This is a genomic window from Mycobacterium sp. 852002-50816_SCH5313054-b, from assembly GCF_001667185.1.
Taxonomy (GTDB): Bacteria; Actinomycetota; Actinomycetes; order Mycobacteriales; family Mycobacteriaceae; genus Mycobacterium.
The window spans coordinates 1-24,406 of sequence record NZ_LZIC01000065.1; the positions used below are offsets into that span (position 1 = coordinate 1).

Consider the following 24,406-nt stretch of genomic DNA (forward strand, 5'->3'; position numbering starts at 1 on the left):
ATCGGCTCACGACTCGTCGCCAGCAGCGTCAGCCCCGGCGCCGCAGTCAAGAGAGCAACAACCATATCCGCGCACGCATCAATCAGGTGCTCGCAATTGTCCAGCACAATCAGCAGCTGGCGGTCGCGAACGAAGCGCAGCAGCGTGTCCATCATCGAGCGTCCGGGTTGGTCGGGCAGGCCCAGCGCGCGGGCCACCACGACCGGCACCACATCGGGATCGGTGATCGGCGCAAGGTCCACATACGCGACACCGTCGGCGCATTCGGTCGCTGACGGACGCGCGAGTTCTACGGCCAGGCGGGTCTTCCCCACTCCACCGGCACCGGTCAGGGTGACCATCCGGTTTTCCGCCAACAGCTTCCGCACCTCGGTGAGCTGCGATCCGCGACCGACAAACCTGGTGAATTGCAACGGAAGCTTTTGCACAGCAACGCGTTTGGGCGCGCGTAACGACGGAAAGTCGTTGCGCAGATCGGGATGACACAGCTGCACAACGCGTTCCGGGCGCGGCACACCGCGCAGCTCGTGACTGCCCAGGTCGGTCAGCCACACGTCAGGCGGGAGCACATCGGCGACCAACGCCTCCGTCACACCCGAGAGCACCGTCTGCCCGCCATGGGCCAGATCGCGCAGTCGCGCTGTCCGATTGATGGTCGAGCCGATGTAATTGCCCTCGTCGCGCAACTGCACCTCACCCGTGTGCACACCGATCCGCAAGCCGATCGGGGCCAACGGCGCCCGCTGCAATCCCAGCGCGGACGCCACCGCGTCACTGGCCCGGGAGAACGCCACCACAAAGCTGTCGCCCTCACCCTGCTCCACCGGGCGCACCCCGCCGTGCGCGGCAAGCAAATCCGACAAGACCTGATCCAGCCGGGCGAACGCCGCGGTCATCTGCTCGGGCTGGGTCTCCCACAACCCGGTCGAGTTTTCCACGTCAGCCAACAGCAGCGTCACCGTGCCCGTCGGCAAAAGCCCGCTCACGCCAAGATCGCTCCAGTCCACTCCCGGTAGGTCGGCGCATGGATCAATCTCGCTCATGCTAGCCAGCATGCGGCCCCGCGACGAGCAAAACATCAGCGCTAACGCGTACAGCCTCGAACCCCTACGCGCATTTCTTCCAAGTCAGGTCCGCTTGCGATCCGTGTCCTTGCTCGGCTGAACGCGCTTCGGCTCCCCCGGCATCTTCGGGTAGTTCGGCGGATACGGCATGTCGCCGAGTCCGCGCTCCGCATCGGCGTCGGCCATCTCCAGCAACGGCGCGATCGATTGGGCCACCTCGTCCATGCCGGCCCACGGATCGGTCCGGCCCCGCACCAGGTCGGGCACGGTCGCCATCGTGTAGTCGTCGGGATCGGCGCCGGCCAGCTCGTCCCACGTCAGCGGCGTCGACACCGTGGCGATCGGCGTGCGCCGCACCGAATACGGCGCGGCCATGGTGCGGTCCCTGGCGTTCTGGTTGAAGTCGATGAAGATCCGCTCACCGCGCTCCTCCTTCCACCACGAGGTGGTCACCGCGTCGGGCGCACGGCGCTCCACCTCGCGGGCCAGCGCGATGCCCGCCCGGCGCACCTCGACGAAGCCCCAGTCGGTGGCGATGCGCAAGAACACGTGCACCCCGCGGCCCCCGGAGGTCTTCGGGTAGCCGACCAAGCCGAGTTCGTCGAGCAGCGGCCGCAGCACGTCGACGGCGACCGAGCGCGCCTGCTGAAAACCGGTGCCGGGCTGCGGATCCAGGTCGATGCGCAACTCGTCGGGATGATCGACGTCCGGGCAGCGCACCTGCCACGGATGCAGCGTGACCGTGCCCATCTGCGCCGCCCACACGATCGCCGACGGGTGGGTCACCTTCAGCGCGTCGGCGGTGCGTCCCGACGGGAACGTCACCCGGCAGGTCTCCAGGTAGTCGGGATGGTGCTGCGGCACCCGCTTCTGGTAGATCTCCTCGCCATCGATGCCGTCCGGGAAGCGCTGCAAATGGGTGGGCCGGTCGCGCAGCGCGGTCAGCATCGGCCCGCCGGATTCGACCGCCACGGCCAGGTAGTACTCGACCAGCCGGCGCTTGGTCCCGTTCGACCCCAGCTCGGGGAAATACACCTTGTCGGGGTTGGTCAGCCGCACCGAGATGCCGTCGACGTCGATTTCCTCCGCTGCAACAGCCACTTGATGATTCCAGCACAATGACGTCATGCACTTGCCTGTCATGCCGCCGGTGTCGCCGATGCTGGCCAAACCGGTGCGGTCGATGCCGCCGGATGCGTCGTACGAGCCCAAATGGGACGGGTTCAGATCCATTTGCTTCCGCGACGGCGACGAGGTCGAGCTGGGCAGCCGCAACGAACGCCCGATGACCCGCTATTTCCCCGAGCTGGTCGCGGCGGTGCGGGCGGAACTACCGCAGCGCTGCGTGATCGACGGCGAGATCGTCGTCGCGACCGTCCACGGCCTGGACTTCGAGGCGCTGCAGCAGCGGATCCACCCGGCCGATTCGCGGGTGCGGATGCTGGCCGAGAAAACACCGGCTTCCTTCATCGCGTTTGACCTGCTCGCGCTCGGTGACGACGACTACACGGGGCGGCCGTTCAGCGAACGGCGCGCCGCCCTCGTCGGGGCGTTGGAAGGCTCTGGGCCGTCGATCCATCTCACGCCGGCGACTACCGATCTGGAGACCGCGCAACGATGGTTCGAGGAGTTCGAGGGCGCCGGACTCGACGGCGTCATCGCCAAGCCGCTGGCGGTCACGTATCAGCCGGACAAGCGCGTCATGTTCAAGATCAAGCACGAGCGGACCGCCGACTGCGTCGTCGCCGGCTATCGGGTACACAAGTCGGGCGGCGAAGCGATCGGCTCGCTGTTGCTCGGGCTCTACACCGACGACGGCCAACTCGCGTCGGTCGGTGTGATCGGCGCCTTGCCGATGGCCGAACGGCGGCGGCTGTTCGCCGAATTGCAGCCGCTGGTCACGACTTTCGAGGGCCACCCGTGGAACTGGGCCGCGCACGAGGCCGGCGAACGGACGCCGCGCAAGAACGAATTCTCGCGCTGGAACGCCGGCAAGGACCTGTCGTTCGTGCCGCTACGACCCGAGCGGGTGGTCGAGGTCCGCTACGACCACATGGAAGGTCCGCGGTTCCGGCACACCGCCCAGTTCAGCCGGTGGCGCCCCGACCGTGACCCGCGCTCGTGCACCTACGCGCAGCTCGAGCAGCCGGTGACCTTCAGCCTCGGCGACATCGTGCCCGGCCTCGGGCCCGCGTCCGATCACGCGTGAGGGCAGAAGATCCCGAGGATCTGCTGGCAGTTGTCCTTGTTGATGAGGCCCGGTGGCGCCGGCGGGGGAGGCGGCGGCGGATTTTCCCCGTCCCAGATGTTCTCGGCGACGTTCCCCTGGCCGAAGTAGACGTAGTAGTACGTGTGGCAGATGTTGTTGTCCCAAATCACCGGGTTGGTGACGTGATTTCCGGTCGGCGGCAGCGCTTGGCCCGGGCACCAGTGGCAGGGTCCCTGCGGGTGGTCCTCCGGGCAGCCGGGCCAGGCGTTCAGCGGCACGGGGCCGGGATGCGCCTGGGCGGTGCCCACGGTCAGGCCTAAGCCGGCCACACCGAGACCGCCGGCCACCAACGCAGTCGTTGCTGCCCGCGTGATTCGTCGTGTCATGGAACGAACGCTGCTCATCGTTGTCCTTTCCGATGGTGGGGGCCCTGGTGGGCCGCGCTGCTATGCAATTCGACATCGCCCGCGTTGCTACCGGTCCCAACTTCAGTTCGCCGAGCGAAAGCTACCGCCGATCACTTGCGAAATTCTTGCGGAATTAAGCTGTCGTGATGCTGAATATCGCCGCGCTGTTCGTGGCCGGCACTGCCGCGCTGGACGATAATGGCGCGATCTATGCCACCGGCATACCCACGACGTGGTATCGGGTCGACCAAATCCCTTTGCTGGCAATAATTCCGATCGTTCTTGTGGTGCACGCGCGGTCCGGGGGTGACTACGATGCGGAGCTGCATGTCGTGTGCAAAGATCCCGCGGGGGCGCCGTGCGGCAGCCTCCAGGCGTCGTGGCACTGGCCGGACGACGGCGACAGACCGTCCAAGTACCGGTGCTTCACCGAAAACCTGACCTTCCCGGTCGAAGCCGAAGGCGAGTACACCATCGGCGCCTATTACGACCCGCACGGAAAGATCGAGATGGCCACCCCCGTACCGATTTCGATCGCGTTGGCCGCGGCCAGCCCGGTCGGCGATACCGCGGACGCCGCCAACGCCGAGGGTTAGGCCGCGTTTATCCCGGGCTTGCCGCGGGAACGCGGAAAACATGTCCGTAACAGCGTTTCAGGATCTGCCGCTGGCCGATCGCAATCGCAAGTGGGACGGCGACGCCGCCGAAAAGCGGGTGCGCAAATGGGCCGGCGCCCAGGACAAGCCGAACCAGAAATACCGGGACGCCCACATCTGGTACGACAGCGCCAAGAAGGACAACTTCACCGCCTACAAGCTGCTGTTCGCCGACGTGATCGGCGGCGAACTCAAAGCGGTGCCGCGGGGAGTGATGATCGCGGGCGCGATTATGGACGGCGCCCGCGGCGGCATCGATTTGCCCAAGGCTGACGTCGGCCGTGTCAAAAGCCACCTGGCGAAGTACTACAAGAAGATGGGCGAAAGCGCGCCCTGGGAGCGCGGCTGATCCCGCTCAGATGGAGACCATCAGCTCCGATAAACCGCGCAGCGTGACGTTCGCCTTGTAGTGCGGTTCGCCGGCCAGACGCGCCTCGGGGAAGCGTGCCGTCACCGCCGACAGGGCCGCCCCGGCCTCCAGCCGCGCCAGCGGGGCGCCCAGGCAATAGTGAATTCCGCGGCCAAACCCCAAGTGCCGCAGGGTGCCCCGATCCGGGTCGAACGTGTCGGGCCGGTCGAACTCCGCGGGATCACGCTGGGCCGCGGCGAGCAGGACCATCATGACGTCTCCTGCGGGCACGTCGACGTCTCCGATCGTCATGTCCGCGGTGGCAACTCGCCCGGCCAGTTGCACGGGTGGGTCGTAACGCAGGGTCTCCTCCACGATCGCCGGAGCCCGTTCGGGATCGGCGCCCAACGCCGCCCAGTGCACGGGATTCCGCAGCATGGCCAAGATGGCGTTGCCGATCAGGTTCACCGTGGTCTCATGTCCGGCGATCAACAGCAGATTGCAGGTGGAGACGATTTCGTCCTCGGTCAGCTGATCGCCGGACTCCTCCACCGCGACCAGGCCCGACAACAGGTCGTGGCCCGGCTCCGACCGGCGCCGCTCGATCAAGTCGTGGAGATAGCCGCGCAGCCCCCGCACCGCCTGCATCCGCTCGTTCACCACGTCCGGCGGGACGCCGGTAATCGTCGAGAACGGGTCCAGCGCCTGCGCCAGCACCGCCGACGCCTCGCTGAATTGCGGCTCGTCCTCGAGCGGCACACCGAGCAGCCGGCAGATCACCGCCACGGGCAGCGGATAGGCGAAATCCTCGACGACGTCGAACTTGCCCTTCTCGGCGATCCGATCGAGCAGTCCGTCCACCAGCGCGACGATTTCGGGATGCAGCGCGTTCACCACTTTTGGCGAGAACGCCTTGGCGACCAGCTTGCGCAGCCGGGTGTGATCGGGTGGATCGAGGAACAAGAATCCCGGCGGGAAGGGCCGGGGCTGCAACAACCCCGCCTCGAGCTGGCGCTTCGCGACCGTCGATTTCATGTTGCTGCTGCTCGACGACGGATGCCGCAACACCTCGTCGCAGTCTCGGTACGCCGAGAACACGGTGAGGTTGGTCTGCGGCAGCTGCAGTGGGCCGCGGTCGCGAAACTGGGCCAGGAGCCGATACGGGTCGGCACGGGTGGCCGGGTCGAGCAGCTGGAGCAGCAGCCCCTGCGATTCGGCTTGGGCGGCGGTCGTCATGCTCACATTCTGCCCGCACCGCCGGAGTGCCTCAGCGACGCAAGAACTCGACGATGTGGTTGGCCAGTTCCTCGCCGGCGTCCTCCTGCAGGAAGTGGCCGGCGCCGCGGATCGTTGGGTGATCGATACCCTGTGCGCCGCGCATCTCGCGCTGGAAGATCGAGGCCATCGGCCCGGTGATGGGGTCGCTGTCGCTGAAGGCGACCAGCATCGGCGTCGGGCTCACCGAGAGCTTGGCCCACGCCGCCTTGTTGGCCGCCGCCGCAGGATCGTCCGGTGCGGTGGGCACCAGACCGGGCATGGCGCGTGGCCCGGCGCAGTACGCGTCGTCCGGGAACGGCGCGTTGTAACCGGCACTCACCTCGTGGCTCAGCTGCTGGAGACACCCGCCCTGCACGAACCACCCGATGTTCAGGTCCGGGGCGATCGCGATGGCCTTACGGAAGCGCCACCAGTCCTCGGCCATCGGCTGCTCGCCGTTGGGCAGCCCGGTGTTGGCGACGACGAGGCGGGCGAACCGCTCGGGATGCTCGGCCGCCAGCCGCAACCCGATCAACCCACCCCAGTCCTGGCCGACCAGGGTCACGTCACGAAGGTCGAGGACGTCGAAGGCGACGGCGCGCATCCATTCGACGTGGCGCGCGTAGCTGTGGTCCTCGCGACGGGTCGGCTTGTCCGAACGTCCGAAGCCGACCAGGTCGGGGCAGATCACGCGATGGCCGGCGGCAACCAGGATGGGGATCATCTTGCGGTACAGGAACGACCACGACGGCTCACCGTGCAGCATGAGAACCGGGTCGGCGTCTGGCGGGCCGTCCTCGACCCAGGCGACGCGCAGCGTGCCGCCGTCGCCGTCCGGTATCTCGCAATAGCTTGGCGCGTAAGGGAATTCGGTCAGGTCGTCGAATCGGTCGTCGGGTGTGCGCAGCGTTTGCATGTCAGGTCCCTTCGCCAAGGCCGACCAGCGCCGGATGGGCCATCAATCGATCGAGAAAGGGGCGCTGACCCTTGAGCAGCTTCGCGCGTGCCCGCGCCACCGTAAACCAGCCCACCCGATCGACCTCGGGGAACTCCCGCATCCGGCCCGAGCCCTTCGGCCACTCCAGCTCGAAGGTGTTGCTGTGCGCGTCGGTGACGTCGACGTCGGCCTCGACGGCGAAGGCGGTGATCACCTTGCCGCTGGGCTGTTTCAGCGCGCCGAAGTCGATGCGCGGCCCGGCGGGCACGGGCAGCCCCAGCTCCTCGTGAAACTCGCGCCCCGCGACCTCCCAGGGGTCCTCCCCGTCGGTGTATTCGCCCTTGGGAATCGACCAGGCGCCATCGTCTTTGCGGGCCCAGAACGGTCCGCCCGGATGCGCGATCAGGACTTCGACGACGCCGTCGACGCTGCGGTAGACCAGCACACCCGCGCTGAGCTTCGGCATCGACCCTCAGACCCCGACGGCCAGTTCCAGATCCTTGAGCGACGACTCCAGGTGCGCGAGCAGGCGCTGCAGGTGCGGAACGCTGCGACGGCAGCCAACCAGGCCGAAGTCAAGGTTGCCGGCGTTGCTGACCAGGGTGATGTTCAGCGCCTGCCCGTCCAAGATCGCGGACAGCGGGTAGTTCCCGTCGAGCCGCGCGCCCCCGCAATACAATTGCTCCTGGGGCCCCGGCACGTTCGATATGACGAGGTTGAAGGGCGGCGACGTCGAGTTCACCCAACCCGGAACCGCCGCCAGGGCCAGCGAGCCCATGTTCATCGCCGACAGCGCCAACGCCTGGATCCGGGGCAATTCGGAAAACACCTTCTTGTTGTTGCGCATCGACTCGCTGACGGCCTGCAGCCGCTCCGCGGGATCGTCGGCGTCGGTGGCCAGGTTGCACAGGATCGCCCCGACCAGGTTGCCGCCGGCGTCGGCCTCGTCCTCGCGACGCAGGCTCACCGGGACCATCGCGACCAAAGGCGTATCCGGCAGCGCGTTCTGCTCGAGCAGGTAGTAGCGCAGCGCGCCCGAGCACATTGCCAGGACGACGTCGTTAAGGGTCACGCCCGCCGCCCGCTTGACGCTCTTGATGCGGTCCACCGACCAGGACTGAGCGGCGCACCGGCGAGCGCCCCCGATCTTGACGTTCAACATGGTGCGCGGGGCGCCGAAGGGCAACGTCACCTGCTGTTCAAACAGGGCGGCGCGGGCCAGCGTCACCGTCGAAGGGCCGAGTGCCGCAACCGATCCCGCCGTTCTCAGCAGTGACCCCACGCGGGACGTGGGGCTGGGCTTGCGCTTTGGTTTCGCCAGGCTCCACGGCGCGCGAATCTCGGGGTCCTCGGGGTCATTCGACAACGCGCGCTGCATCAGCTTCTGCGCCGACACGCCGTCGATCAGCGCGTGATGCATTTTGCAGTACATGGCAAACCGGCCATCCTTCAGCCCCTCCACCACATACAGCTCCCACAGCGGGCGGTGGCGATCCAGCAGGCTGGTATGCAGCCTGGAGGTCAGCTCCAGCAGCTCGCGGACCCGGCCCGGTGACGCCAGCGCCGAGCGTCGAACGTGGTAGTCGACGTCGACCTCGTCGTCATAGGCCCAAGCCATCGGGGTGATACCGCCCATGATCGTCGCGGGGTGCTTGCGGAAGGTGGGTTGAAATTCGCCGCTGGAAATCAGGGCGTCCGTGAACTCCCGGACGAAGTCGGGACCGGCGCCCGGTGGTGGTTCGTACAACTGCAAGCCGCCGACGTGCATGGGGTGTTCACGGGATTCCCCCAGCAAGAAGACCGCGTCGGTGGACATCATCAGTTCCATCCACCAATTAGACCCCCAACGGCCTGCGACGCGAAGCGCTCTCAGAACATCGCCGCCGACCCGACTTCGGGATGGCCGCGCATGTACTCGACGAGCCGATCGACGTAGCTGCGGAACGGGGGCGCCTCGATGCCGCTGCCGGCGGGCCAAGATCGTCTATCAGGTGCTGGAGCCGATCGACGTCGCCGCGAGGTTCGGCGAGGACCCCGACGTCGATGAGGTCGACACCTACGTGCGCTCGATCATGCAGGCCGCCCTGGACGGGCTGGGGCGCGAGCGCCGGCTCCCCGTCCTGGGCTAGGCGATAGACCACTCCGACGTGGCGACCAGGTCGCCGCGCTCCAAACCGGCCGCCCGGTGCTGATGGGCCTGGGCGTACTCCGGCGTCGTCACCATGTCCATGAAGGCCTGCGGGGTCGGGTATTCGACAATGAGAATCGCATCCCACCACGGCAGTTCGCCGTCGCCGATGACAACGGTTGGCGCCGCGCCCGCGTATCGCAGGGTGGCACCGACCCGTTGCAGGTGCGGCACGACCTCCCGCCCGTACCGCTGGTAGGACTCGAGGCCACCCTGCGTCTTGAACTTCAGCAGGTTGACCATGAGCACCGGCGCGTCGGCCGGCCGCGCGGCCAGCGCGGCGAATTGCTCGGGGGTTGGCTCCAACGAGCTGCCCATGCGAATCTCCTTGGATCAGTTCGGCTGTAGTGCAGACGACAACCATCCATCATCACGGCAGGCAGGGTCTTGACAATTGGAGACAACCTTTTGGCAATGCAAGACACCTGCCGGGTTGATCAGAGCCGCGAAGATAGTGCCGTTACCCCTTCGCCAGTCAGGTACTGCAGCGCCCAAGGCCGGCCTGCGAGCACCGCGGCAAGGTGGGCGGCTTGCCCCTCGACGGTGGGCCCATCGGCACGACGAGACCAGTCGGTATCTGTGGCGCGCAGGTTCAGCCCGCGGGCTCGCGCGGCCGCCGGGACGAAGGGATTGGGCATCCGCACCTGGGTATCGAGGACCGCGACGACCGTGGCCGGCGGTATTGCAGACTCTTTGCCCAGCGCATAGGTGATATCGAGCTCGTGGATTACGTGGTCGCCCATCAGCAGGCGCCTTGGGAAGACGCGGCCGATGCCGCGAGGGCTGCGCGCCAGCGCAGCGAACTCATCAATCAACTCAGCGGGATCCCGGCGCGCCGCAAGCGTGCGCGCCAGCTCGGCGTTCGCTGCGTCGAACGAACCACGATGCCGGACCATGACGACGGCAATGGACCGCACCGCGGCGCTGCAGCCGATGACGAGGTGGGCGAGCACGTCGTGATTCGTCCACTCGGTGCACAGGCTTGCCTCGGCCCATTCCGCGGCGGTGATGCCGCGGGCGAACTCGACGAACCTTGCGTCGTTGACCCGCAACGCATCAGGGGACTCGGACACCCAAGTTCTCCTGGAAGAAGGCGGTCTGGTCAGCAAGCAGTTCGCCGAGCAGCGGCGAATGGTAGATCTGAAAGTGGTCGCCGTCGTAGTGACGAACGACGCCGCGGGGCGCGGTCTCGGCGATGTCCTCGGCATGGCGCGGATCCATCAACGTCTCGCCCTGCGATACGCAAACGAGAAGAGGGGCAGTAATTTTCGCCGACCGCCGTTTCGCGCTCGCGAAGGTGATACCGATGACGTCCGTTGCGGCGATTCGGTTATCGAAGGTGCACCCGGGTGGGACCGTCGAATACCAGCCTTCCCGCGCACCCTCGACGGTGACGGCGGCCCGGCTGCCGGGGTCGCCGACTATGGGGACATATTCGCGACCGGCTCCGAAGATGCGTCGAAACGCATCGCATACGACCGCGGGCGTCATCCGCACCACGGGTCGAAAGCCGGTTCGGCGCAACGTTGCCGGCCCATGCACGATCGGACACTGCACGACCACGGCGGCGACGTCGACGCGTCGCGCGGCCGTCTGCAGCACGTGGAGCGCACCCAGGCTGGTCCCCCACAGGCCCACCCGCGCCGCGTCGATGCCGGCATGCCCGCGGAGATAATCCAGTCCCGCCTCGACGTCGCGCCGATGGCGACGCATGCAGAACCGCTGCCGCGGCTCACCGTCGGATTCGCCGGTATGCCTGTAGTCGAAGGACAATGTGGCGATCCCGGACCCGGCGAAGTGCTGTTCGTATTGCGCCATCAACATGCCATGCGTGGCTCCCAAGCCGTGGGCGAGCACTATTCCTGGATGGGGTCCGCGACCCGCGGGCAGGGTCAGCCAGCCCGCACAGCGAGTACCGCCGGAGACGAACGACACCCTTTCGGTGTCGAGGAGAGCGCCCATATGAGATCCTCCTTGATGCGTACAACGTACGTTTGTAGCTTACGTACGGCGTACGTGTCAACACTGTGTTCGATCTGAAAGGCTGGCCTCACCATGCGGGCACGATTCACTGTCGCCGAGGTCAGGGCTCACGCGATCCGGATAGTCGACCACGACGGGCTCGCCGGCCTCAGCATGCGATCACTGGCCGCCGCAATGGGCACCGGACCTATGACCCTCTACAACTACGTCAAAGATCGCGAGGAACTTGAAGGACTCGTCGCCGAGGCGGTACTCGCCGACGTTGACCTGCCGCGCCGGTCGGCCGACTGGCTCGCCGACGTCAAAGCCGTTGCGACCGCCATCTGGCAGGCCATGCGCAAGCACCCCAACGCGGCACCACTGGTGCTGACCAGGCGCACGGTGTCTCCCGCCGGTTACCTTCCCGCCGAACGCCTTATCGAAGCCTTGAGCCGCGGGGGACTGAGCGAACTCGATCTGCTCGCAGCCTTTCGCGGGGTGCTCAGCCTCGTAATGGGCGCCACGCAAGTGGAATTGGCAGGACCGCTGCCGACCGAGCCCCAGACCGACCGCGAACAAGTCAATTCCGAGCTGGCTGACCGCATCGGGCGCCTGGCCGGAATCGAGCACCCGCACATGGCCGCGCTGGCTAAGACAAGTGCGGGCTCAAGCATGGCCGCAGACTTCGACCGAGCCATCGACATGCTGCTGACGGGTATCCGTGCCCGCTCGCGCGAGGTTGCGCCCGGCGCTTGACACGGCGGCGTCATCTGCTGAAGGTCAACGACATGTCAGTGGTACGCGGGACCGCGCTCTCGAACTACGCAGGCCTCGTCGCCGAATTGGGCGGTGACGCGGCCGGCCTGCTGCGTGCGGCGGGCATCCGGGCCCAGGATGCCGGCAACTACGACGCGTTCATCCCCTACCGCGCCGCGATACAGGCCATCGAATCGGCCGCCCAGACGACGAACACGCCGGACTTCGGGCGACGGCTGGCGCAGCGGCAGGGCATCGAAATTCTCGGGCCGGTCGGCGTGGCGGCCCGCACCGCCGCGACCGTGGCCGACGCATTGGCGATCTTCGGCACGTACATGGCGGCCTACAGCCCGGTGATCGCGATCCGTGTCCTGCCGCTGGCCGACCCGGAGCGGTCGTTCCTCACAGTCGAGTTCCTCCTGGACAGTGCGCCGCCGCACTCGCAGACCACGGAACTGTCGTTGGGCGTCTCGCTACGGGTGTTCCGGCTACTGATGGGTGCCGATTACACCCCGCTGAAGGTGCATGTGCCGCACGACCCGCTCACGCCCAAAGCCGACTACGTGCGATATTTCGGATGCACGCCCGAGTTCGCCTCCCGGGCAGCGGGTTTCACGGTGCGTACGGCCGACCTACACCGCCCCTTGAATCGCGACGACGTCGCACACCGCGCCGTCGTCGACTACTTGAACAGCATCACGCCTCAAGATGCCGGGATAGTGGAATCCGTGCGCACCATCGTTCGGCAACTCCTGCCGACCGGCGCGGCCACCCTCGACCTGGTCGCCGGCCAGTTCAACATGCACCCAAAAACACTGCAGCGCAGGCTCGCCGAGCAGAACACCACGTTCGCCTCCCTGGTCGATCAGGTCCGCAGGGACGCGGCCGATCGCTACCTGCGCGACACCGGCATCAGCCTCACGCACCTCGCACGTGAACTCGGCTACGCCGAGCAGAGCGTGCTGACCCGCTCGTGTAGACGCTGGTTCGGAACGGGACCGGCCGCTTACCGCAACCAAACTCGCCCGCCCGCGATGGCGCAGGCCTGACGCCGGCTATCCGGCTAGCGCCGGCTCCGGTGTGTTGACCGACGAAGGGCTGGTGAAGCGCAGGTTGACGTCGTCGACCGGACCCTCGCGCAGGGTCTTGCGATCGGCGCGGTAGTCCATGCAGGTCCGCCACGGTCCCTCGACGCCCTGCCGGGGGAACTGGTCGGCGGATCGCTTGACGTAGCCGGCGGCGACCTTCAGCAAGGGCTCGGTCGGCATGGATCCGGGCAGGCGCGGGTAGCAGATGGTGTGGCCGCGCGCGTCCATCTGCGCCAGCAGCCGGCAGAAGTGCTCGCATATCAGGCCGACCTTGAGCGTCCAGGACGAGTTGGTGTAGCCGAACACATAGGCGAAGTTGGGGACGTCGCTCAGCAGGAAGCCCTTGAACGCCACCCTTTCCGACACGTCGACGGGCGCGCCGTCCACCGACAGGCTGATTCCGCCGAAGGCCAGCAAGTTCAGGCCCGTCGCCGTGACGATGATGTCGGCCTCCAGTTCCCGCCCGGACCGCAGCCGGATCCCCCGCTCGGTGAACGTGTCGATCCGATCCGTGACCACCGAGGCCCGGCCGTCGCGGATGGCCTTGAACATGTCGGCGTCCGGCACCGCGCACAGCCGCTGGTCCCAGGGGTTGTAGGCCGGCTTGAAGTGCTCGTCGACCGGATACCCGGGCGGCAGTTGCTTGGCGTTGAGGTGGCGGATCAGTCGCCGCGCGGCGCCTGGGTAGTGCTGGCACAACCGCCAGACGAACCGCTGCTTGGCGATGTTCTTCCGCCGGGTGATCGCGTATGCCCGGTCGCGCCCGACCAGTTTGGGCAGGGTGTTGGCGATGCGATCCTCCGACGGCACCGGCACGATGTACGTCGGCGAGCGCTGCAGCATCGTCACGTGCCCGGCCGTCTCGGCCATGGCCGGCACCAGCGTGACGGCGGTCGCGCCGCTGCCGATGATGACCACCCGCTTGCCGGCGTAATCGAGGTCCTCGGGCCAATGCTGCGGGTGGACGATTTGTCCCCCGAACCGCTCCCGCCCCGGGAAGTCCGGGGTGAACCCCTCGTCGTAGCGGTAGTAGCCGCTGGCGCAGAAGAACCACCCGCAGCTCATGGTGATGCGTTCGCCGGTGTCTTGCCCAGGATTAAGGCGCTCGATCACGACGAGCCAGCGCGCGTCCCAACTCGACCAGGCCGCGCTGATCACCTTGTGGCGGAACCGGATCGCCTCACGGATGCCGTTTTCGGCAACCGTCTCGCGCAGGTAGGCCATGATGGAGTCCGCGCTGGCGATCGCCTTTTCGTTCTCCCACGCCTTGAACTCGTAGCTGAACGTGTGCAGATCCGAGTCCGAGCGAATTCCCGGGTAGCGGAACAGGTCCCATGTCCCGCCGATTTCCTCGCGGGCCTCCAGGATTGCGAACGTCTTGCGCGGCTGCATCGTCCGCAGGTAGTAGGCGGCGCCGATGCCGGAGATGCCCGCGCCAATGATCAACACGTCGACGTGTTCGATGCTGTTGGAATTCATGAACCCAGAGTGCGGCAGCACGGGCGACCGAGTATTGACACCAAGGGACAGGTTTTTGACTTTTCAGGACAGGACGCCGCCGCCCCTGCCCGCTACCGGATCGGCGTGATCCCCGCGTCGGAAATGGTGAATCCGCGCCCCGAAGTCACCTTGCAGGTGATGCCGCTTTCTTCCGAGCGGCAGCTGAAGGGACCCATCCAGGCGGTTTGGCCGTAGGGCAGGGTGGGCGTGCCCTCGCCCGCGTTGCCGAGGCAGGACTCCCCCGTGCAGCTCTTGAAGGTTCCGTCGGTGGACAGCCGCACGGACTGCGGCGGCGACGTGGACTGGCAGTAGGTTTCGTCGGGAATGCCGTTGCGCTGGTAATCCATCTCGCAGCCGATGTTGCCGGACGGGGACAAGAACGAACACCACGTCTGGGTGCAGACCGGATTGTCCGCGGCGGCCCGGGGCGTTCCCATGCAGCAGCCCACCGCGACGATCACCGGCGCGGCCCACGTTGCCGCAGCGACTATCCGATGCACGGTGCCTCCTCGAACCTTTGACTAACCGGGAAGCTAGCACCGCCGTTGATCAACGTGGGCGGTTTCGGTGGACGCGCGAAGGACAGCGCTACAGCAGGTCCGTGATGGTCTTCAGGCCCGCGTCGTAGAGCACGCCGGGCAGCATGCCGCCGTCGCATTCGATGGTGGTGCCGTTGACGAAGTCCGCGTCTCCGCTCGCGAGGAACACACACACCCGGCCCACCTCCGCCGGCTCGCCCGCCCGGCGCAGCGGGACGGCGGCAAAGTACTTCTCGCCGGTCGGGTCGTCTTTAGGCAGGACGAACGAGCGGAAGTTCTCGGTCATCGTCGGGCCCAGCGCGACGCAGTTGACCCGGACCTCGGGCCCCCACTCCTCGGCCAGCGACCGGGTCAGCTGGTTGAGTCCGCTCTTGGCCGCACCGTAGGAAACCAGCGTGGGTGACCCGGCGGGGTGCCCGGCGCCGCTGGAGATGTTGATGATGCAGCCGACGCCGCCCTGGGTGCTCATCTGCCGGTACGCGCGGATCGCGAACCACAGCGGGCTGATCAGGTTCATCTGCACCGCATATGCGTGGAACAGCGCCGTGCGCTCGTACTCGTCGTCGCTCGGCGGCGCGCCCTGGATGCGTTGCACTAGTTCGGGAATGCTTTCTGCATGCGGCGCCGGCACCGTGCCGCCGGCATTGTTCACCAGGATGTCGATGCGACCGTGGGTGGCCACGACGTCGGCGACGAATGAGTCGATCGAGCGGTAATCGCCCTGGTCGCATACCTTTTGGTGGGCCCGGGCCGCCCAGTCGGGTTCCGCGTCGACCCCCGGGATGGCCGCCAGCGCCGAGCGCGAGCAGCCGATGACCGTCGCACCTGCGCGCAGCAATTCGTGGGCGATGCCCACGCCCACGCCGCGGCTGGTTCCGGTGACGATCGCGATCTTGCCGTCGAGGGCGCCCATCGTCAGGCCTTCCTGTGCGTCATTGACAGTGACTGTCAGTGGGTCATACTGTGCCATTGCAGTCGTTGGCGTGTAAAGGCGTGCACCTGGGAGGCCATATGAACATCCGTGTCATCCAATGGGCCACAGGAGGTGTCGGCAAGGCGGCCATCGCGTGCGTGCTGAATCATCCGCAGCTGGACCTGGTCGGCTGCTGGGTGCACAGCGCGAGCAAGGACGGCGCCGACGTCGGTGACATCATCGGCGCGTCCCCGCTCGGCGTCGCCGCCACCACCGACGTCGACGCGCTACTGGCCCTCGATGCGGACTGCGTGGTGTACAGCCCCCTGGTCCCCAACGACGACGAGGTCATCGCGATCTTGCGGTCCGGCAAGAACGTGGTCACCCCGGTCGGCTGGGTGTACCCGGACCCGGGCAACCCGCGTCACAAGGCCGTCGCCGACGCGGCACTCGAGGGTGGGGTGACTTTGCACGGTTCAGGGATCCACCCTGGGGGCATCACCGAACGGTTCCCGCTCATGGTGTCGTCGCTGTCGTCGGCGGTCACGCACGTGCGTGCCGAGGAGTTCTCCGACATCCGCACCTACAACGCCCCGGACGTCGTACGCCACATCATGGGGTTCGGCGGCACGCCCGAGGAAGCGATGCAAGGCCCCATGGCCAGCCTGCTCGAGGCGGGCTTCAAGCAGTCGGTCCGAATGATCGCCGATCACATGGGATTTCGCATCGAGCCGAACATCAGGACCATCCAGGACGTCGCGGTGGCGACCGCCGACATCGACTACGGACCCTTCCCGATCACCACGGGAACGGTGGCCGCGCGCCGCTTCCGTTGGCAGGCCCTGGTGGACGGGGAGCCGGTCATCACCGCCGCGGTGAACTGGTTGATGGGTGAGGAAGATCTGGAGCCGGCCTGGAATTTCGGAGGGCGGGGTGAACGCTTCGAAGTGGAGATCACCGGTGACCCGACCGTGAGCCTCACCTTCAAGGGTCTGCAGCCCGAGACGATCGCCGAAGGGCTGGTGAAGAATCCGGGCGTGGTGGCCACGGCCAACCACTGCGTCAACGCCATCCCCGACGTCTGCGCCGCCGCGCCCGGCATCAAGACCTACCTCGAGCTGCCGTTGTTCGCGGGCCGCCCGGCCCCCGACCTCGCGGCCACACCGTGACCATCCTGGGCGACGTGTCGTTCTGCCACCTCGTCATCGGCGTCACCGACATGGACCGCGCGCTGGCGTTCTACCGCGACGCGCTCGGCATGGACGTCGTCTTCGCAACGCTGATCTCCGGCGAGCCCTTCGATGCGGTGTTGCACGCGAAAAGAAAGCAGGAGGGCCGGGTGGTCGGCGGCCTGCTGGGTGGGCTGATGGTCGAGCTGCTCTCGCTGGGGGTCAAGCCCACCGCCGGTCGGCCGGCACGCCGGGCGAGCACCGGGATCCACAACGTATCGCTCTCCGTCCGCGACCTCGACGACACCCACCGCCGCCTCAGCTCGGCGGGCTACCCACCGGACCAGGACCCGTTCGAAATCGGCGGGGTGCGAATGTTTTTCGTCAGGGACCCCGACGGAACGCCGGTCGAGTTCATCGAGCTGCCGAACGGCGCGCGCAGCACCTACGAGATGCACCGGGGCGTGCCGTTGCACATCGGGCCGCGCAATGATGTATAGCCACCCGTCCTCGATGCGCGGCCACGTCGCGATCGTCACCGGCGCCGCGCAGGGCGTCGGCAAGGGCATCGCGGCGGCACTGCTCGAGCGCGGCGCGTCGGTGCTGCTGGTCGACATCAAGGCCGACGCCCTGAGCGCCACCGCCGACGAACTGAAAGCGGCAGGTCCGGTGGAGAAGTTGGTCGCCGACCTGCGCGACCCCGGCAACGCCCCGCGGATCGTGGCGGCCGCCGTCGACGCCTTCGGCACCGTGCACGGGCTGGTCAACAACGCCATCGCCACCAACGAGCCAAAGGCGTTCGTGGACATCACCACCGAGGACCTGGCGCTCGGATACGACGTCGGGCCCCGCGCGACCTTCCTGCTCATGCAGGCCGTGCACCCGCTGATGGTTTCGGGGGGCGGCGGGTCGATCGTCAACCTCGGCTCGGGAACGGGCACCGGCGGCGAACCCAAGTGGGGTGGCTACGCCGCCGCCAAGGAAGGCATCCGCGGGCTGTCGAAGGTCGCCGCCCTGGAGTGGGGACGCGACAACATCCGCGTCAACGTCATCTGCCCGTTCGCCGAGTCCGACGGGGTGAAGTTCTGGAAGTCGTTCGCTCCCAAGGAGTACGACAAGGCGGTGGCGCGCGTTCCGATGAAGCGCATCGGGGACGTCCGCACCGACGTCGGAGCGCTGGTGGCATTCCTACTCAGCACCGATGCGACGTTCATCACCGGGCAGACCATTCACGTCGACGGCGGCATCGGCTGCTTTCGATGACCGAGGGGTCTCTGCGGGATCGGCAGCGCGCACAGATCCGCACCGAGATCCGGCGCGCGGCGTTCCGGCTGTTCATCGAGCGCGGCTACGACGCGGTGACCACCGAGGAAATCGCCTCGGCCGCAGGCGTTTCCCCGCGCACGTTCTTCCGGCACGTGCCGACGAAGGAGGATTTGCTGCTGGCTCCCGTGCGGCACGGCGGCGCCGCCATCGTCAACCTGCTCGAACAGCGGCCATCCAGGGAGTCTCCGGATGTCGCGCTGATCAACGCCATCGTCGCGCGGATCCGCTCGTTCGAGCAAGCCGACGTCGAGGAGTGGCGCGAGGCCCTGCTTGTCGCCCCCGGCTTGCTCGATAAGGCCACCATCCACACGCCCGCCGACAAAGAACGCGCCGCCATGCTGGTGGGCGAACGAATGGGCGCCAAACCCGCCGACGACATCCGTCCGGGCCTGCTGGTCCAACTCGCCTTCGCGGCAGCCGATTTCGCGTTCCAGCAATGGGTGCGCCAATCCGGGGCCCCGCGGACGCTGGATCTCTACGTCACCGAGGCCCTCGGAGCCGTCAAGGGCAGCCACTGGAAAAGGAAGTCGATCTCGTGAAGGACAAGTACTAAGCCCTCAGAAGCCGTCGCTGCCCCCGCCGGAGTCGAACCCGCCGCCGAAGTCCGACCCGCCGGAGTCGAATCCGCCGCCGAAGTCCGACCCGCCGAAGTCGAATCCGCCGCCGGAGTCATACCCGCCGCCGGAGTCGCTGCCGCCGAAACCGGCATCGCCACCGCCTGAGGATTGGTAGCTCCCGTCGAAGCCGGCGTCGCCCTGCTGGCTGTCGTAGCCGCCGCCCGGGGCGCTGTCGAAGCTCTGATTCGCCTGTGCGGATTCCCATCCGGCGTCGAAGCCCCGGTCGTAACTGCCGCCCCAATGGTCATCCAGCATGGCGTCGATCAACAGGACGTCGGCGAGGGCCCAGCCCCAGCCCGGCCCCCAGAACGCGTACGGATAGTAGCCGGGGTAGAAAAACATCCCGTTGTACATGCCACCGGGGTAGTAGTTCGCATAGCCGGGTTGCGGGTTGGTGCTGTAGTTGTTGTTGTTGATCGTCACGTACTGCCCGGTGTCCGGGTTCTTCGCCTGCACCGTGGCCTGCTTGCGGTCCTGCTCCGGCACCGACGTCACGGCGGAAACGTTGGGCCCCGGATTCAGCTTGCGGTTCGCCTTGTTCAGGGTGGCCTGCACGGCCCTCAGGTGCGCCCGCGCCGCGGTGTAATCGCCCGCCTGGTAAGCCTTCCGCGCGTCGCCGAGACTCGCGTTCGCCTTCAACGACTCCGCGCTGACGTCGGTGTCGGCGTTGGCGATCACCGCGTTGTCGAGATCGGCGACCTCCGATTCGGCGGCGATCATCTGGCCCTTGATCCACTCGCGCGCCTCGTTGTCCTTGCGGCGCTTGCGGCTCCGGCTCACGGCGAACCAGATCAGGCCGACCACCGCCAGGGCGACGCCGACAACGATCAGCGCCGTCCACAGTGGAGCCAAGCCGGTGTGCCTGGCGCTGCCGACGGGAGAGGTGGTCCCCGTGCTACCGGACGCGACGGTCACCCCCGATAGCTTGCTGACGAAGTCACTGGTCGCGCCGTAGGGGTCGTTGCGGTGCTCCTTGGCCGACTGTCCCAGGAACGGGTCCACGCTGTCCGCGATCACCCTCGGCACGTTGTAGGCGCGCACATGATAGCCCTTGGCGTCGATGACCAGAATGACGCCGCTGAACCGCGGGTCGCGGCCCACAATGACGTTGTGGATGGCGTCGGGCGTCGTCACGCCGGTCTGATCGGGTGCCACCGCCGCCACCCACACGGGCGGGGCGGAGCTCCACGCCCACCGGCTGGTGAGGATCTGCTGGTTCAGCTTGTCGGCGTTTTCCAGCGGCGGCCGGCCCGCGGCGTCGGCCACCACGTGGGTCTGGGCATTGAACCGGCCCACCACCTGGTCGGTGTAGGTGTCGGCCCAGGCAGACGGCGCGAGCAGCATTGCCAGCGCCGCGAGGAACGGGACCGCGAAGATCCCGGCGAATCGTCGTGTCACGTTTCTCCTGCCGTCGGTGCTCGCTGCGTTCGTGCTGATCGAACCACACCGTGGAGTGCGCAGCCCGGGTGCTGATCCGCATGCCGCGAAAATGGGCACCTTATCCGCATGAGTGTTGTGGTGATCGGTCAAATCGGAAGCGACCTGGTATTGCGCACCGCCGGGCCGCCGTCGGCGCGTGAGTCCACCACAGTGTTTCGGCGCGATGAGTTGCTCGGCGGCAAGATGCGTTCGTGGCCGGTCTTGTCGCCGCCCTGCGCGACGGTGCAGCGCCTCGGCGGCCGGCCCGACCTCACGGGCCTAGCTTGATCGCGGCGAGCTATCCGCCGCCACCGCCGGCTCCTCCTCCGGCACCCCCGCCGGCCCCCCCTGCGGCACCGCCACCGCCGGGCGCGGTGCTTCCGCCGCCCCCGTACGGCACCCGGGGCGCGGGCGGCGGTGGTGGGGCCGGGCTGGACGATGTGGGCGCCGCCGGGGCCGCTGGCGCGCCGCCCGCCGAAATGTCCGCGGCCGCAACGCCGCAGCCCACCCCGAGGCCAACAACGGCGGCACCGCCGAGCAGCGCGATTACCCTACGAGCTCCATATCTCATCAAATCCCCCAATGTAGTTTCGGTTACGCACCGACGCGTACCCGCTATCCGCGGGCGCAATCAGCCGAGCGCGGGCAGGACTTTGTCGGTGAGCAGCTGGACCGACCTCCACGCCTCGTCGACCGGCATCCCGCCGACCAGCGGGTGCAGGACGAGCGGCCCGTACTGCTGGGACTCTCGTACTTCGGCGATGAGCTGCTCGGGCGTCAGGAACCGATACCGCCCAGAGGCCTTGACCTCGTCCAGGGTCTGCACCCCGGGCAGGTGCATGAGCGAACGACCCTCGGTCGACCATCCGCCGTAAGTGAGTGCCTCCCAAAGGATATGGTCACCGAGTTCCGCCCACGCCCGGTCCGGGTCCTCGTGCAGGTAAATCATCCCGCGATTGATCGGGCCGGGCATCAGGATGAGGGGCTTGATGCCGGCCTCGGAACACAACTCGCGATAGTAGGCGGCGATCTCGGGCAGGTGGTCGGCCAGGCTGAGCGGCAGCCGAAAACGCGCCGCGCGCCGCGCCGTGGCGCGCGAACCGCCGCCGACGTACAGCGGCGGATGCGGCCGCGTCCAGGTACCGGTGCATACTCCCGCGTCGGCATCGGCACCGGACCAGACGGACAGCATCCGCTCGACCAGGGCGTCCATCAGTTCGCCGCGCCGGCCGAAATCGACGCCGAGCGAGTCGTATTCGACCGTGCGGTAGCCCAGGCCCACGGTGGTGTGCAGCCGGCCACGGCTCATGTTGTCGACGAGCGCAATGTCCTCGGCCAGCCGGACAGGATTCCACAGCGGCCCCAGCGCGCAGTCCACGCTGGCGATCAGCGTCGTGGTGCGCGCCAGGAACATCGACGCCGCCATGATCGGGTTGCAGCTCCATCCGTGTCCGGTCGCGTGATGCTCGTCGACACTGATCGAAGTGATCCCGTGGGACTCGCCCCATTGAGCCAGCTCCAGCGCGGCGGACAGCAACTCGCTCTGCACGCGCGGATCACCCTGTGGAGAAGCAAAATTGAAGCGCAGCACGGTCAATAGCACGGTCAAACCTCCGGTGGGCCGGCCATCGACTGCAGGAATGCGGGGAAGTCGGGAAACAGCGCGCGATCGACGATCTCGATGCGCGTGCCGGAAGGGTCCGTGTAGTAGGCGAACAGCGCGAGATCGGACCCGGGCGTATCGGCGGTCATCTCGAGAGTGAAGCCGTTGGCCTCCAGCGCCCGGGCGCTCTCGGCCAGGTTGTCGCTGAAGTAGCCGAGGTGATGGACGGCGTTGCCCGGCGCCGCCGTCCACGGACTGTCGGGCACCTCTTGCACGAGTTCGACGTGGGGGCTTTGCAAGGAGTAGACGATCGTCGCGGTCAGTTCGCGGACGCCCGCGGCGGTGCGGAAGGGCAGCGTGTAGCTCATCGGATTGATCCACCGGTACCCGGCCAGCGCGCTCAGCCTGGCCATCGCCGCCTCGAGGTCGGGCACGATGATGCCGGTGTGATAGAAGTCCTCCGGCCGCAAAGCGAATGTCATTGTGGATCCTTTGCTTTCAGACGCAGTCGGACGCGCCGTCGACGACGAAGAGCGCGCCACTGGTATAGCTGCTCTGCTCGGTGCACAGAAACGCGATCGTCGGCGCGATCTCCCCGACGGATCCGAAGCGTCGCAACGGAATGTGCGCCAACTCGGATTCCACCAGTTCGGCCGCACCGTGCATCGGGGCGGTCATCGGGGTGTCGATCGTGCCTGGCGCCACCGCGTTCACCCGGATGCCCTTGCGGGCCCATTTCACCGCGAGATTCCTGGTGACGCACGCGATCCCGGCCTTCGCCGCGCCGTAGCCGGGAACGAGCGGCACCGCCCGCAGCGCGGACATCGATGCCAGGTTGACCACGCTGGCCCCCCCGGGCGCAGTCGACGACTTCAACGCCCCGTACAGGGCCATCGTGAGCCGGTATGGACCGGTCAGGTTGAGCGCGACTGACGCGTCGAACCCGTCGGGCTTCGACTCGTCAAGGCCGCCGGGGAAATTCGCGCCGGCGTTGTTGACGAGCACGTCGAGGCGGGTGAACTTCCGCGCGAGCGCGTCGATCGACTTCTCGTCGGTGATCTGCAACTGGTGATAGGCCATGCCGGACAAGTCGGCCTCGTAGTCGGCGGTGGTCGGTTTGGTTCCGGTGATGGCGACCGAGGCACCGGCGTCCCGGAACAGCGTCGCGGTGGCGTGGCCGATGCCGCTGGTGCCGCCCGTGATCAGCACCGCCGTCCCGGTGAAGTCGAAGGTGACGCGCGCCGTCATGAGTTCCTCGCTAATTGGTTGGTGAGCCAGGCGCTTTCCCAGAAGTTGGTGCTGTCGGCCAGTAGCGTTTCATGCGCCCGCTGCAACACTTCGCGCGCGGCCGCGTGCTCGGACGAAACGAGCTCGGCGAGGTGGATGGCGTGCAGCGCCCGACCCGCGTCGAGGTGCGTGCGCGCCCTGTCCACCAGCGCGTCGGCGCCGGCCAGCTCCACCACGTCGGCGGCGACGGCGTCGAAGCCGACAGGGTACAGCTCGGTGGTCGACCGGTGATGGAACCACCCCGAGTAGTTCTCCCAGATGGCGCGCACGTCCCAGGCGACCTTGCCGTAACCCTGGCCCACTTCGTATTCCGGGGGCAGGGTGATCTCGCGCATCAGGGTCCGGACGTCCTTGCCCGCGTTCATCCCGGCGACGGTCTGGTCGTGGATGTATCGGATCGCGTCGCGCAGCCGGGTCAGTTCGGCGTTGATGCGCTGCCGCCCGGCGATCGGGTCGAAGTGGCCGGTCACCAGGAGTTCGGGCTCCAGGTCGCGCACCCGCTCGACCGACGCGATCGCGGTCAGGGCGTCCCGGTACCGGTCACCGCGCATCGTCACGAGGTTCGGGATGTGACCGAACACCGGGCCAAAGGTGTTTCCGCACAGGCAAATCCGCTCGTCCGGAAGCCACACCACTAGCGAGTCGGTGGTCTCACCGCCGGGCACCGAGATCAGCTCCATCCGCCGGCCGCCGACCTCCAGCGTCAGTGTGTCCTCGAATTCGAGGTCGACGACGGGCACGCTCTGGCCGGCCAGCCGGGTCGTACCGAGACGGCGCTGAATGGCTTGGATGCCCGTCGCCAGCTTGTCCTTGAAGGCGAACGCGCTGCGGGCGGCGCGGTACGGGATCAGGCGTTCGTTGTCGTCGCGCCACGCGGTCCAGTTCGCTTGCGCGACGACCGTCGTATCGGGGTCACGAACGCTGTCCAGCCCGCCGACGTGGTCGACGTGGCCCTGCGTGAGGATGATGTAGCGCACCGGGGAGGGGTCGACGGCGTCGAAGTTGGCGCGATGCACCGGCCCCTCGAAGCCCATCCCGGTGTTGACGACGACCCGGCCGTCGGCGGTGGTCAGCAGGTAGGCGTTCGACAGGCCCGGCGAGCACCACAGTCCCGGCGCTATCTGGTCGGCCTTTTCGGCGGCCGCCGGGCGCATGGCTTC

General features: G+C 67.4%; 28 protein-coding genes and 1 pseudogene. 11 read left to right on the forward strand and 18 right to left on the reverse strand.

Going from position 1 to position 24,406, the window contains the following annotated elements; genetic code table 11:
- Both A5787_RS13740 and ligD read right to left on the reverse strand, forming a co-directional pair.
- The coding region (locus tag A5787_RS13740) for an adenylate/guanylate cyclase domain-containing protein (protein WP_156763934.1) at nucleotides 1-1,055 on the reverse strand (1,055 nt) is incomplete at its 3' end.
- 72 nt (nucleotides 1,056-1,127) lie between these two features.
- On the reverse strand, nucleotides 1,128-2,165 hold the full coding sequence (gene ligD / locus A5787_RS13745; protein ID WP_156763935.1) for a non-homologous end-joining DNA ligase: 1,038 nt from the start codon (nucleotides 2,163-2,165) through the stop codon (nucleotides 1,128-1,130).
- 25 nt (nucleotides 2,166-2,190) lie between these two features.
- Here ligD and A5787_RS13750 point away from each other — a divergent pair, with 25 nt between their 5' ends.
- The gene (locus A5787_RS13750) at nucleotides 2,191-3,273 is read left to right on the forward strand and encodes an ATP-dependent DNA ligase (RefSeq protein WP_066967499.1); all 1,083 of its coding nucleotides are present in this window, start codon (nucleotides 2,191-2,193) and stop codon (nucleotides 3,271-3,273) included.
- Here the strand turns inward: A5787_RS13750 and A5787_RS13755 are convergent.
- Entirely contained in the window at nucleotides 3,264-3,659 is a 396-nt protein-coding gene (locus tag A5787_RS13755; protein ID WP_066967502.1) for a hypothetical protein, read from the reverse strand. The genes A5787_RS13750 and A5787_RS13755 overlap by 10 nt on opposite strands.
- Nucleotides 3,660-3,826: 167 nt before the next feature.
- On the opposite strand from A5787_RS13755, the gene A5787_RS13760 reads away from it, so the two are divergent.
- Together A5787_RS13760 and A5787_RS13765 are read left to right on the forward strand one after the other, a co-directional pair.
- Nucleotides 3,827-4,276, forward strand: coding sequence for a hypothetical protein (locus A5787_RS13760; protein ID WP_156763936.1), 450 nt, complete (start codon nucleotides 3,827-3,829; stop codon nucleotides 4,274-4,276).
- Nucleotides 4,277-4,316: 40 nt separating this feature from the next.
- A complete protein-coding gene (locus tag A5787_RS13765; RefSeq protein WP_066967506.1) occupies nucleotides 4,317-4,685 on the forward strand; it encodes a hypothetical protein in 369 nt (122 codons plus the stop codon).
- Between the two features lie 6 nt (nucleotides 4,686-4,691).
- On the opposite strand, the gene A5787_RS13770 is transcribed toward A5787_RS13765, so the two are convergent.
- The 4 genes from A5787_RS13770 to A5787_RS13785 are packed head-to-tail and all read right to left on the reverse strand — an operon-like array spanning nucleotide 4,692 to nucleotide 8,707.
- A complete protein-coding gene (locus A5787_RS13770; protein ID WP_066967508.1) occupies nucleotides 4,692-5,921 on the reverse strand; it encodes a cytochrome P450 in 1,230 nt (409 codons plus the stop codon).
- 31 nt (nucleotides 5,922-5,952) lie between these two features.
- Nucleotides 5,953-6,858, reverse strand: coding sequence for a haloalkane dehalogenase (locus tag A5787_RS13775; RefSeq protein WP_066967510.1), 906 nt, complete (start codon nucleotides 6,856-6,858; stop codon nucleotides 5,953-5,955).
- Between the two features lies 1 nt (nucleotide 6,859).
- A complete protein-coding gene (locus A5787_RS13780) occupies nucleotides 6,860-7,345 on the reverse strand; it encodes an NUDIX domain-containing protein (RefSeq protein ID WP_066967513.1) in 486 nt (161 codons plus the stop codon).
- Nucleotides 7,346-7,351: 6 nt separating this feature from the next.
- Nucleotides 7,352-8,707: a wax ester/triacylglycerol synthase family O-acyltransferase gene (locus A5787_RS13785; RefSeq protein ID WP_066967518.1), complete on the reverse strand. Its 1,356-nt coding sequence runs from the start codon at nucleotides 8,705-8,707 to the stop codon at nucleotides 7,352-7,354.
- A gap of 145 nt (nucleotides 8,708-8,852) precedes the next feature.
- Here A5787_RS13785 and A5787_RS26700 point away from each other — a divergent pair.
- Nucleotides 8,853-9,008 (forward strand): annotated as a pseudogene (locus A5787_RS26700) (glycerol acyltransferase); the annotation flags it as partial.
- Here A5787_RS26700 and A5787_RS13790 read toward each other — a convergent pair.
- From A5787_RS13790 to A5787_RS13800, 3 genes are all read right to left on the reverse strand, one after another.
- Nucleotides 9,005-9,385 (reverse strand): DUF1330 domain-containing protein, encoded by a 381-nt coding sequence (locus tag A5787_RS13790; protein WP_066967533.1) that lies wholly within the window; start codon nucleotides 9,383-9,385, stop codon nucleotides 9,005-9,007. The pseudogene A5787_RS26700 and the gene A5787_RS13790 sit on opposite strands and share 4 nt — an antisense overlap.
- Nucleotides 9,386-9,504: 119 nt before the next feature.
- Nucleotides 9,505-10,119, reverse strand: coding sequence for a maleylpyruvate isomerase family mycothiol-dependent enzyme (locus tag A5787_RS13795; protein WP_231993974.1), 615 nt, complete (start codon nucleotides 10,117-10,119; stop codon nucleotides 9,505-9,507).
- A gap of 4 nt (nucleotides 10,120-10,123) precedes the next feature.
- Nucleotides 10,124-11,029 carry an alpha/beta hydrolase gene (locus tag A5787_RS13800; RefSeq protein ID WP_066967537.1) on the reverse strand — a complete coding sequence of 302 codons (906 nt, stop codon included), beginning with the start codon at nucleotides 11,027-11,029 and terminating at the stop codon, nucleotides 10,124-10,126.
- Between the two features lie 93 nt (nucleotides 11,030-11,122).
- On the opposite strand from A5787_RS13800, the gene A5787_RS13805 reads away from it, so the two are divergent.
- Together A5787_RS13805 and A5787_RS13810 are read left to right on the forward strand one after the other, a co-directional pair.
- Nucleotides 11,123-11,785, forward strand: a complete 663-nt coding sequence (locus A5787_RS13805; RefSeq protein ID WP_066967539.1) for a TetR/AcrR family transcriptional regulator — start codon at nucleotides 11,123-11,125, stop codon at nucleotides 11,783-11,785.
- A gap of 32 nt (nucleotides 11,786-11,817) precedes the next feature.
- Nucleotides 11,818-12,834 carry an AraC family transcriptional regulator gene (locus A5787_RS13810; RefSeq protein ID WP_066967542.1) on the forward strand — a complete coding sequence of 339 codons (1,017 nt, stop codon included), beginning with the start codon at nucleotides 11,818-11,820 and terminating at the stop codon, nucleotides 12,832-12,834.
- 6 nt (nucleotides 12,835-12,840) lie between these two features.
- On the opposite strand, the gene A5787_RS13815 is transcribed toward A5787_RS13810, so the two are convergent.
- The 3 genes from A5787_RS13815 to A5787_RS13825 form a co-directional block, all read right to left on the reverse strand.
- The gene (locus A5787_RS13815; protein ID WP_066967545.1) at nucleotides 12,841-14,352 is read right to left on the reverse strand and encodes an NAD(P)/FAD-dependent oxidoreductase; all 1,512 of its coding nucleotides are present in this window, start codon (nucleotides 14,350-14,352) and stop codon (nucleotides 12,841-12,843) included.
- Nucleotides 14,353-14,444: 92 nt separating this feature from the next.
- On the reverse strand, nucleotides 14,445-14,873 hold the full coding sequence (locus tag A5787_RS13820; RefSeq protein WP_231993975.1) for a hypothetical protein: 429 nt from the start codon (nucleotides 14,871-14,873) through the stop codon (nucleotides 14,445-14,447).
- Between the two features lie 88 nt (nucleotides 14,874-14,961).
- Nucleotides 14,962-15,825 (reverse strand): SDR family NAD(P)-dependent oxidoreductase, encoded by an 864-nt coding sequence (locus tag A5787_RS13825; protein ID WP_066967547.1) that lies wholly within the window; start codon nucleotides 15,823-15,825, stop codon nucleotides 14,962-14,964.
- 98 nt (nucleotides 15,826-15,923) lie between these two features.
- On the opposite strand from A5787_RS13825, the gene A5787_RS13830 reads away from it, so the two are divergent.
- From A5787_RS13830 to A5787_RS13845, 4 genes are read left to right on the forward strand one after another with little or no spacing between them, the layout of a single operon-like run.
- Entirely contained in the window at nucleotides 15,924-16,994 is a 1,071-nt protein-coding gene (locus tag A5787_RS13830; RefSeq protein ID WP_066967549.1) for a dihydrodipicolinate reductase, read from the forward strand.
- The gene (locus tag A5787_RS13835) at nucleotides 16,991-17,494 is read left to right on the forward strand and encodes a VOC family protein (RefSeq protein ID WP_082977212.1); all 504 of its coding nucleotides are present in this window, start codon (nucleotides 16,991-16,993) and stop codon (nucleotides 17,492-17,494) included. The genes A5787_RS13830 and A5787_RS13835 overlap by 4 nt, the downstream gene beginning before the upstream one ends.
- Nucleotides 17,484-18,257, forward strand: coding sequence for an SDR family NAD(P)-dependent oxidoreductase (locus A5787_RS13840; RefSeq protein WP_066967551.1), 774 nt, complete (start codon nucleotides 17,484-17,486; stop codon nucleotides 18,255-18,257). Before A5787_RS13835 ends, A5787_RS13840 begins: the two co-directional genes overlap by 11 nt.
- A complete protein-coding gene (locus tag A5787_RS13845) occupies nucleotides 18,254-18,859 on the forward strand; it encodes a TetR/AcrR family transcriptional regulator (RefSeq protein ID WP_066967554.1) in 606 nt (201 codons plus the stop codon). The genes A5787_RS13840 and A5787_RS13845 overlap by 4 nt, the downstream gene beginning before the upstream one ends.
- 18 nt (nucleotides 18,860-18,877) lie before the next feature.
- Here the strand turns inward: A5787_RS13845 and A5787_RS13850 are convergent, their stop codons facing one another.
- Nucleotides 18,878-20,335 (reverse strand): hypothetical protein, encoded by a 1,458-nt coding sequence (locus A5787_RS13850; RefSeq protein ID WP_066967556.1) that lies wholly within the window; start codon nucleotides 20,333-20,335, stop codon nucleotides 18,878-18,880.
- Nucleotides 20,336-20,443: 108 nt separating this feature from the next.
- On the opposite strand from A5787_RS13850, the gene A5787_RS28160 reads away from it, so the two are divergent.
- Nucleotides 20,444-20,644 (forward strand): hypothetical protein, encoded by a 201-nt coding sequence (locus A5787_RS28160; protein WP_066967560.1) that lies wholly within the window; start codon nucleotides 20,444-20,446, stop codon nucleotides 20,642-20,644.
- Nucleotides 20,645-20,987: 343 nt separating this feature from the next.
- On the opposite strand, the gene A5787_RS13860 is transcribed toward A5787_RS28160, so the two are convergent.
- The 4 genes from A5787_RS13860 to A5787_RS13875 all read right to left on the reverse strand — a co-directional run.
- On the reverse strand, nucleotides 20,988-21,959 hold the full coding sequence (locus A5787_RS13860) for an LLM class flavin-dependent oxidoreductase (RefSeq protein WP_066967562.1): 972 nt from the start codon (nucleotides 21,957-21,959) through the stop codon (nucleotides 20,988-20,990).
- Nucleotides 21,960-21,961: 2 nt separating this feature from the next.
- Entirely contained in the window at nucleotides 21,962-22,441 is a 480-nt protein-coding gene (locus tag A5787_RS13865; RefSeq protein WP_066967564.1) for a VOC family protein, read from the reverse strand.
- Between the two features lie 16 nt (nucleotides 22,442-22,457).
- On the reverse strand, nucleotides 22,458-23,207 hold the full coding sequence (locus tag A5787_RS13870; RefSeq protein ID WP_066967566.1) for an SDR family NAD(P)-dependent oxidoreductase: 750 nt from the start codon (nucleotides 23,205-23,207) through the stop codon (nucleotides 22,458-22,460).
- On the reverse strand, nucleotides 23,204-24,406 hold a 1,203-nt coding region (locus A5787_RS13875; RefSeq protein WP_231993976.1), incomplete at its 5' end, for an MBL fold metallo-hydrolase. The genes A5787_RS13875 and A5787_RS13870, both read right to left, overlap by 4 nt.

Coding starts and splice junctions, on each gene's coding strand:
- A5787_RS13750 (WP_066967499.1), top strand. CDS start 2,191: ATGCACTTGCCTGTCATGCCGCCGGTGTCGCCGATGCTGGCCAAACCG.
- A5787_RS13755 (WP_066967502.1), bottom strand. CDS start 3,659: ATGACACGACGAATCACGCGGGCAGCAACGACTGCGTTGGTGGCCGGC.
- A5787_RS13760 (WP_156763936.1), top strand. CDS start 3,827: ATGCTGAATATCGCCGCGCTGTTCGTGGCCGGCACTGCCGCGCTGGAC.
- A5787_RS13765 (WP_066967506.1), top strand. CDS start 4,317: ATGTCCGTAACAGCGTTTCAGGATCTGCCGCTGGCCGATCGCAATCGC.
- A5787_RS13770 (WP_066967508.1), bottom strand. CDS start 5,921: ATGACGACCGCCGCCCAAGCCGAATCGCAGGGGCTGCTGCTCCAGCTG.
- A5787_RS13775 (WP_066967510.1), bottom strand. CDS start 6,858: ATGCAAACGCTGCGCACACCCGACGACCGATTCGACGACCTGACCGAA.
- A5787_RS13780 (WP_066967513.1), bottom strand. CDS start 7,345: ATGCCGAAGCTCAGCGCGGGTGTGCTGGTCTACCGCAGCGTCGACGGC.
- A5787_RS13785 (WP_066967518.1), bottom strand. CDS start 8,707: ATGGAACTGATGATGTCCACCGACGCGGTCTTCTTGCTGGGGGAATCC.
- A5787_RS13790 (WP_066967533.1), bottom strand. CDS start 9,385: ATGGGCAGCTCGTTGGAGCCAACCCCCGAGCAATTCGCCGCGCTGGCC.
- A5787_RS13800 (WP_066967537.1), bottom strand. CDS start 11,029: ATGGGCGCTCTCCTCGACACCGAAAGGGTGTCGTTCGTCTCCGGCGGT.
- A5787_RS13805 (WP_066967539.1), top strand. CDS start 11,123: ATGCGGGCACGATTCACTGTCGCCGAGGTCAGGGCTCACGCGATCCGG.
- A5787_RS13810 (WP_066967542.1), top strand. CDS start 11,818: ATGTCAGTGGTACGCGGGACCGCGCTCTCGAACTACGCAGGCCTCGTC.
- A5787_RS13815 (WP_066967545.1), bottom strand. CDS start 14,352: ATGAATTCCAACAGCATCGAACACGTCGACGTGTTGATCATTGGCGCG.
- A5787_RS13825 (WP_066967547.1), bottom strand. CDS start 15,825: ATGGGCGCCCTCGACGGCAAGATCGCGATCGTCACCGGAACCAGCCGC.
- A5787_RS13830 (WP_066967549.1), top strand. CDS start 15,924: ATGAACATCCGTGTCATCCAATGGGCCACAGGAGGTGTCGGCAAGGCG.
- A5787_RS13840 (WP_066967551.1), top strand. CDS start 17,484: ATGATGTATAGCCACCCGTCCTCGATGCGCGGCCACGTCGCGATCGTC.
- A5787_RS13845 (WP_066967554.1), top strand. CDS start 18,254: ATGACCGAGGGGTCTCTGCGGGATCGGCAGCGCGCACAGATCCGCACC.
- A5787_RS28160 (WP_066967560.1), top strand. CDS start 20,444: ATGAGTGTTGTGGTGATCGGTCAAATCGGAAGCGACCTGGTATTGCGC.
- A5787_RS13865 (WP_066967564.1), bottom strand. CDS start 22,441: ATGACATTCGCTTTGCGGCCGGAGGACTTCTATCACACCGGCATCATC.
- A5787_RS13870 (WP_066967566.1), bottom strand. CDS start 23,207: ATGACGGCGCGCGTCACCTTCGACTTCACCGGGACGGCGGTGCTGATC.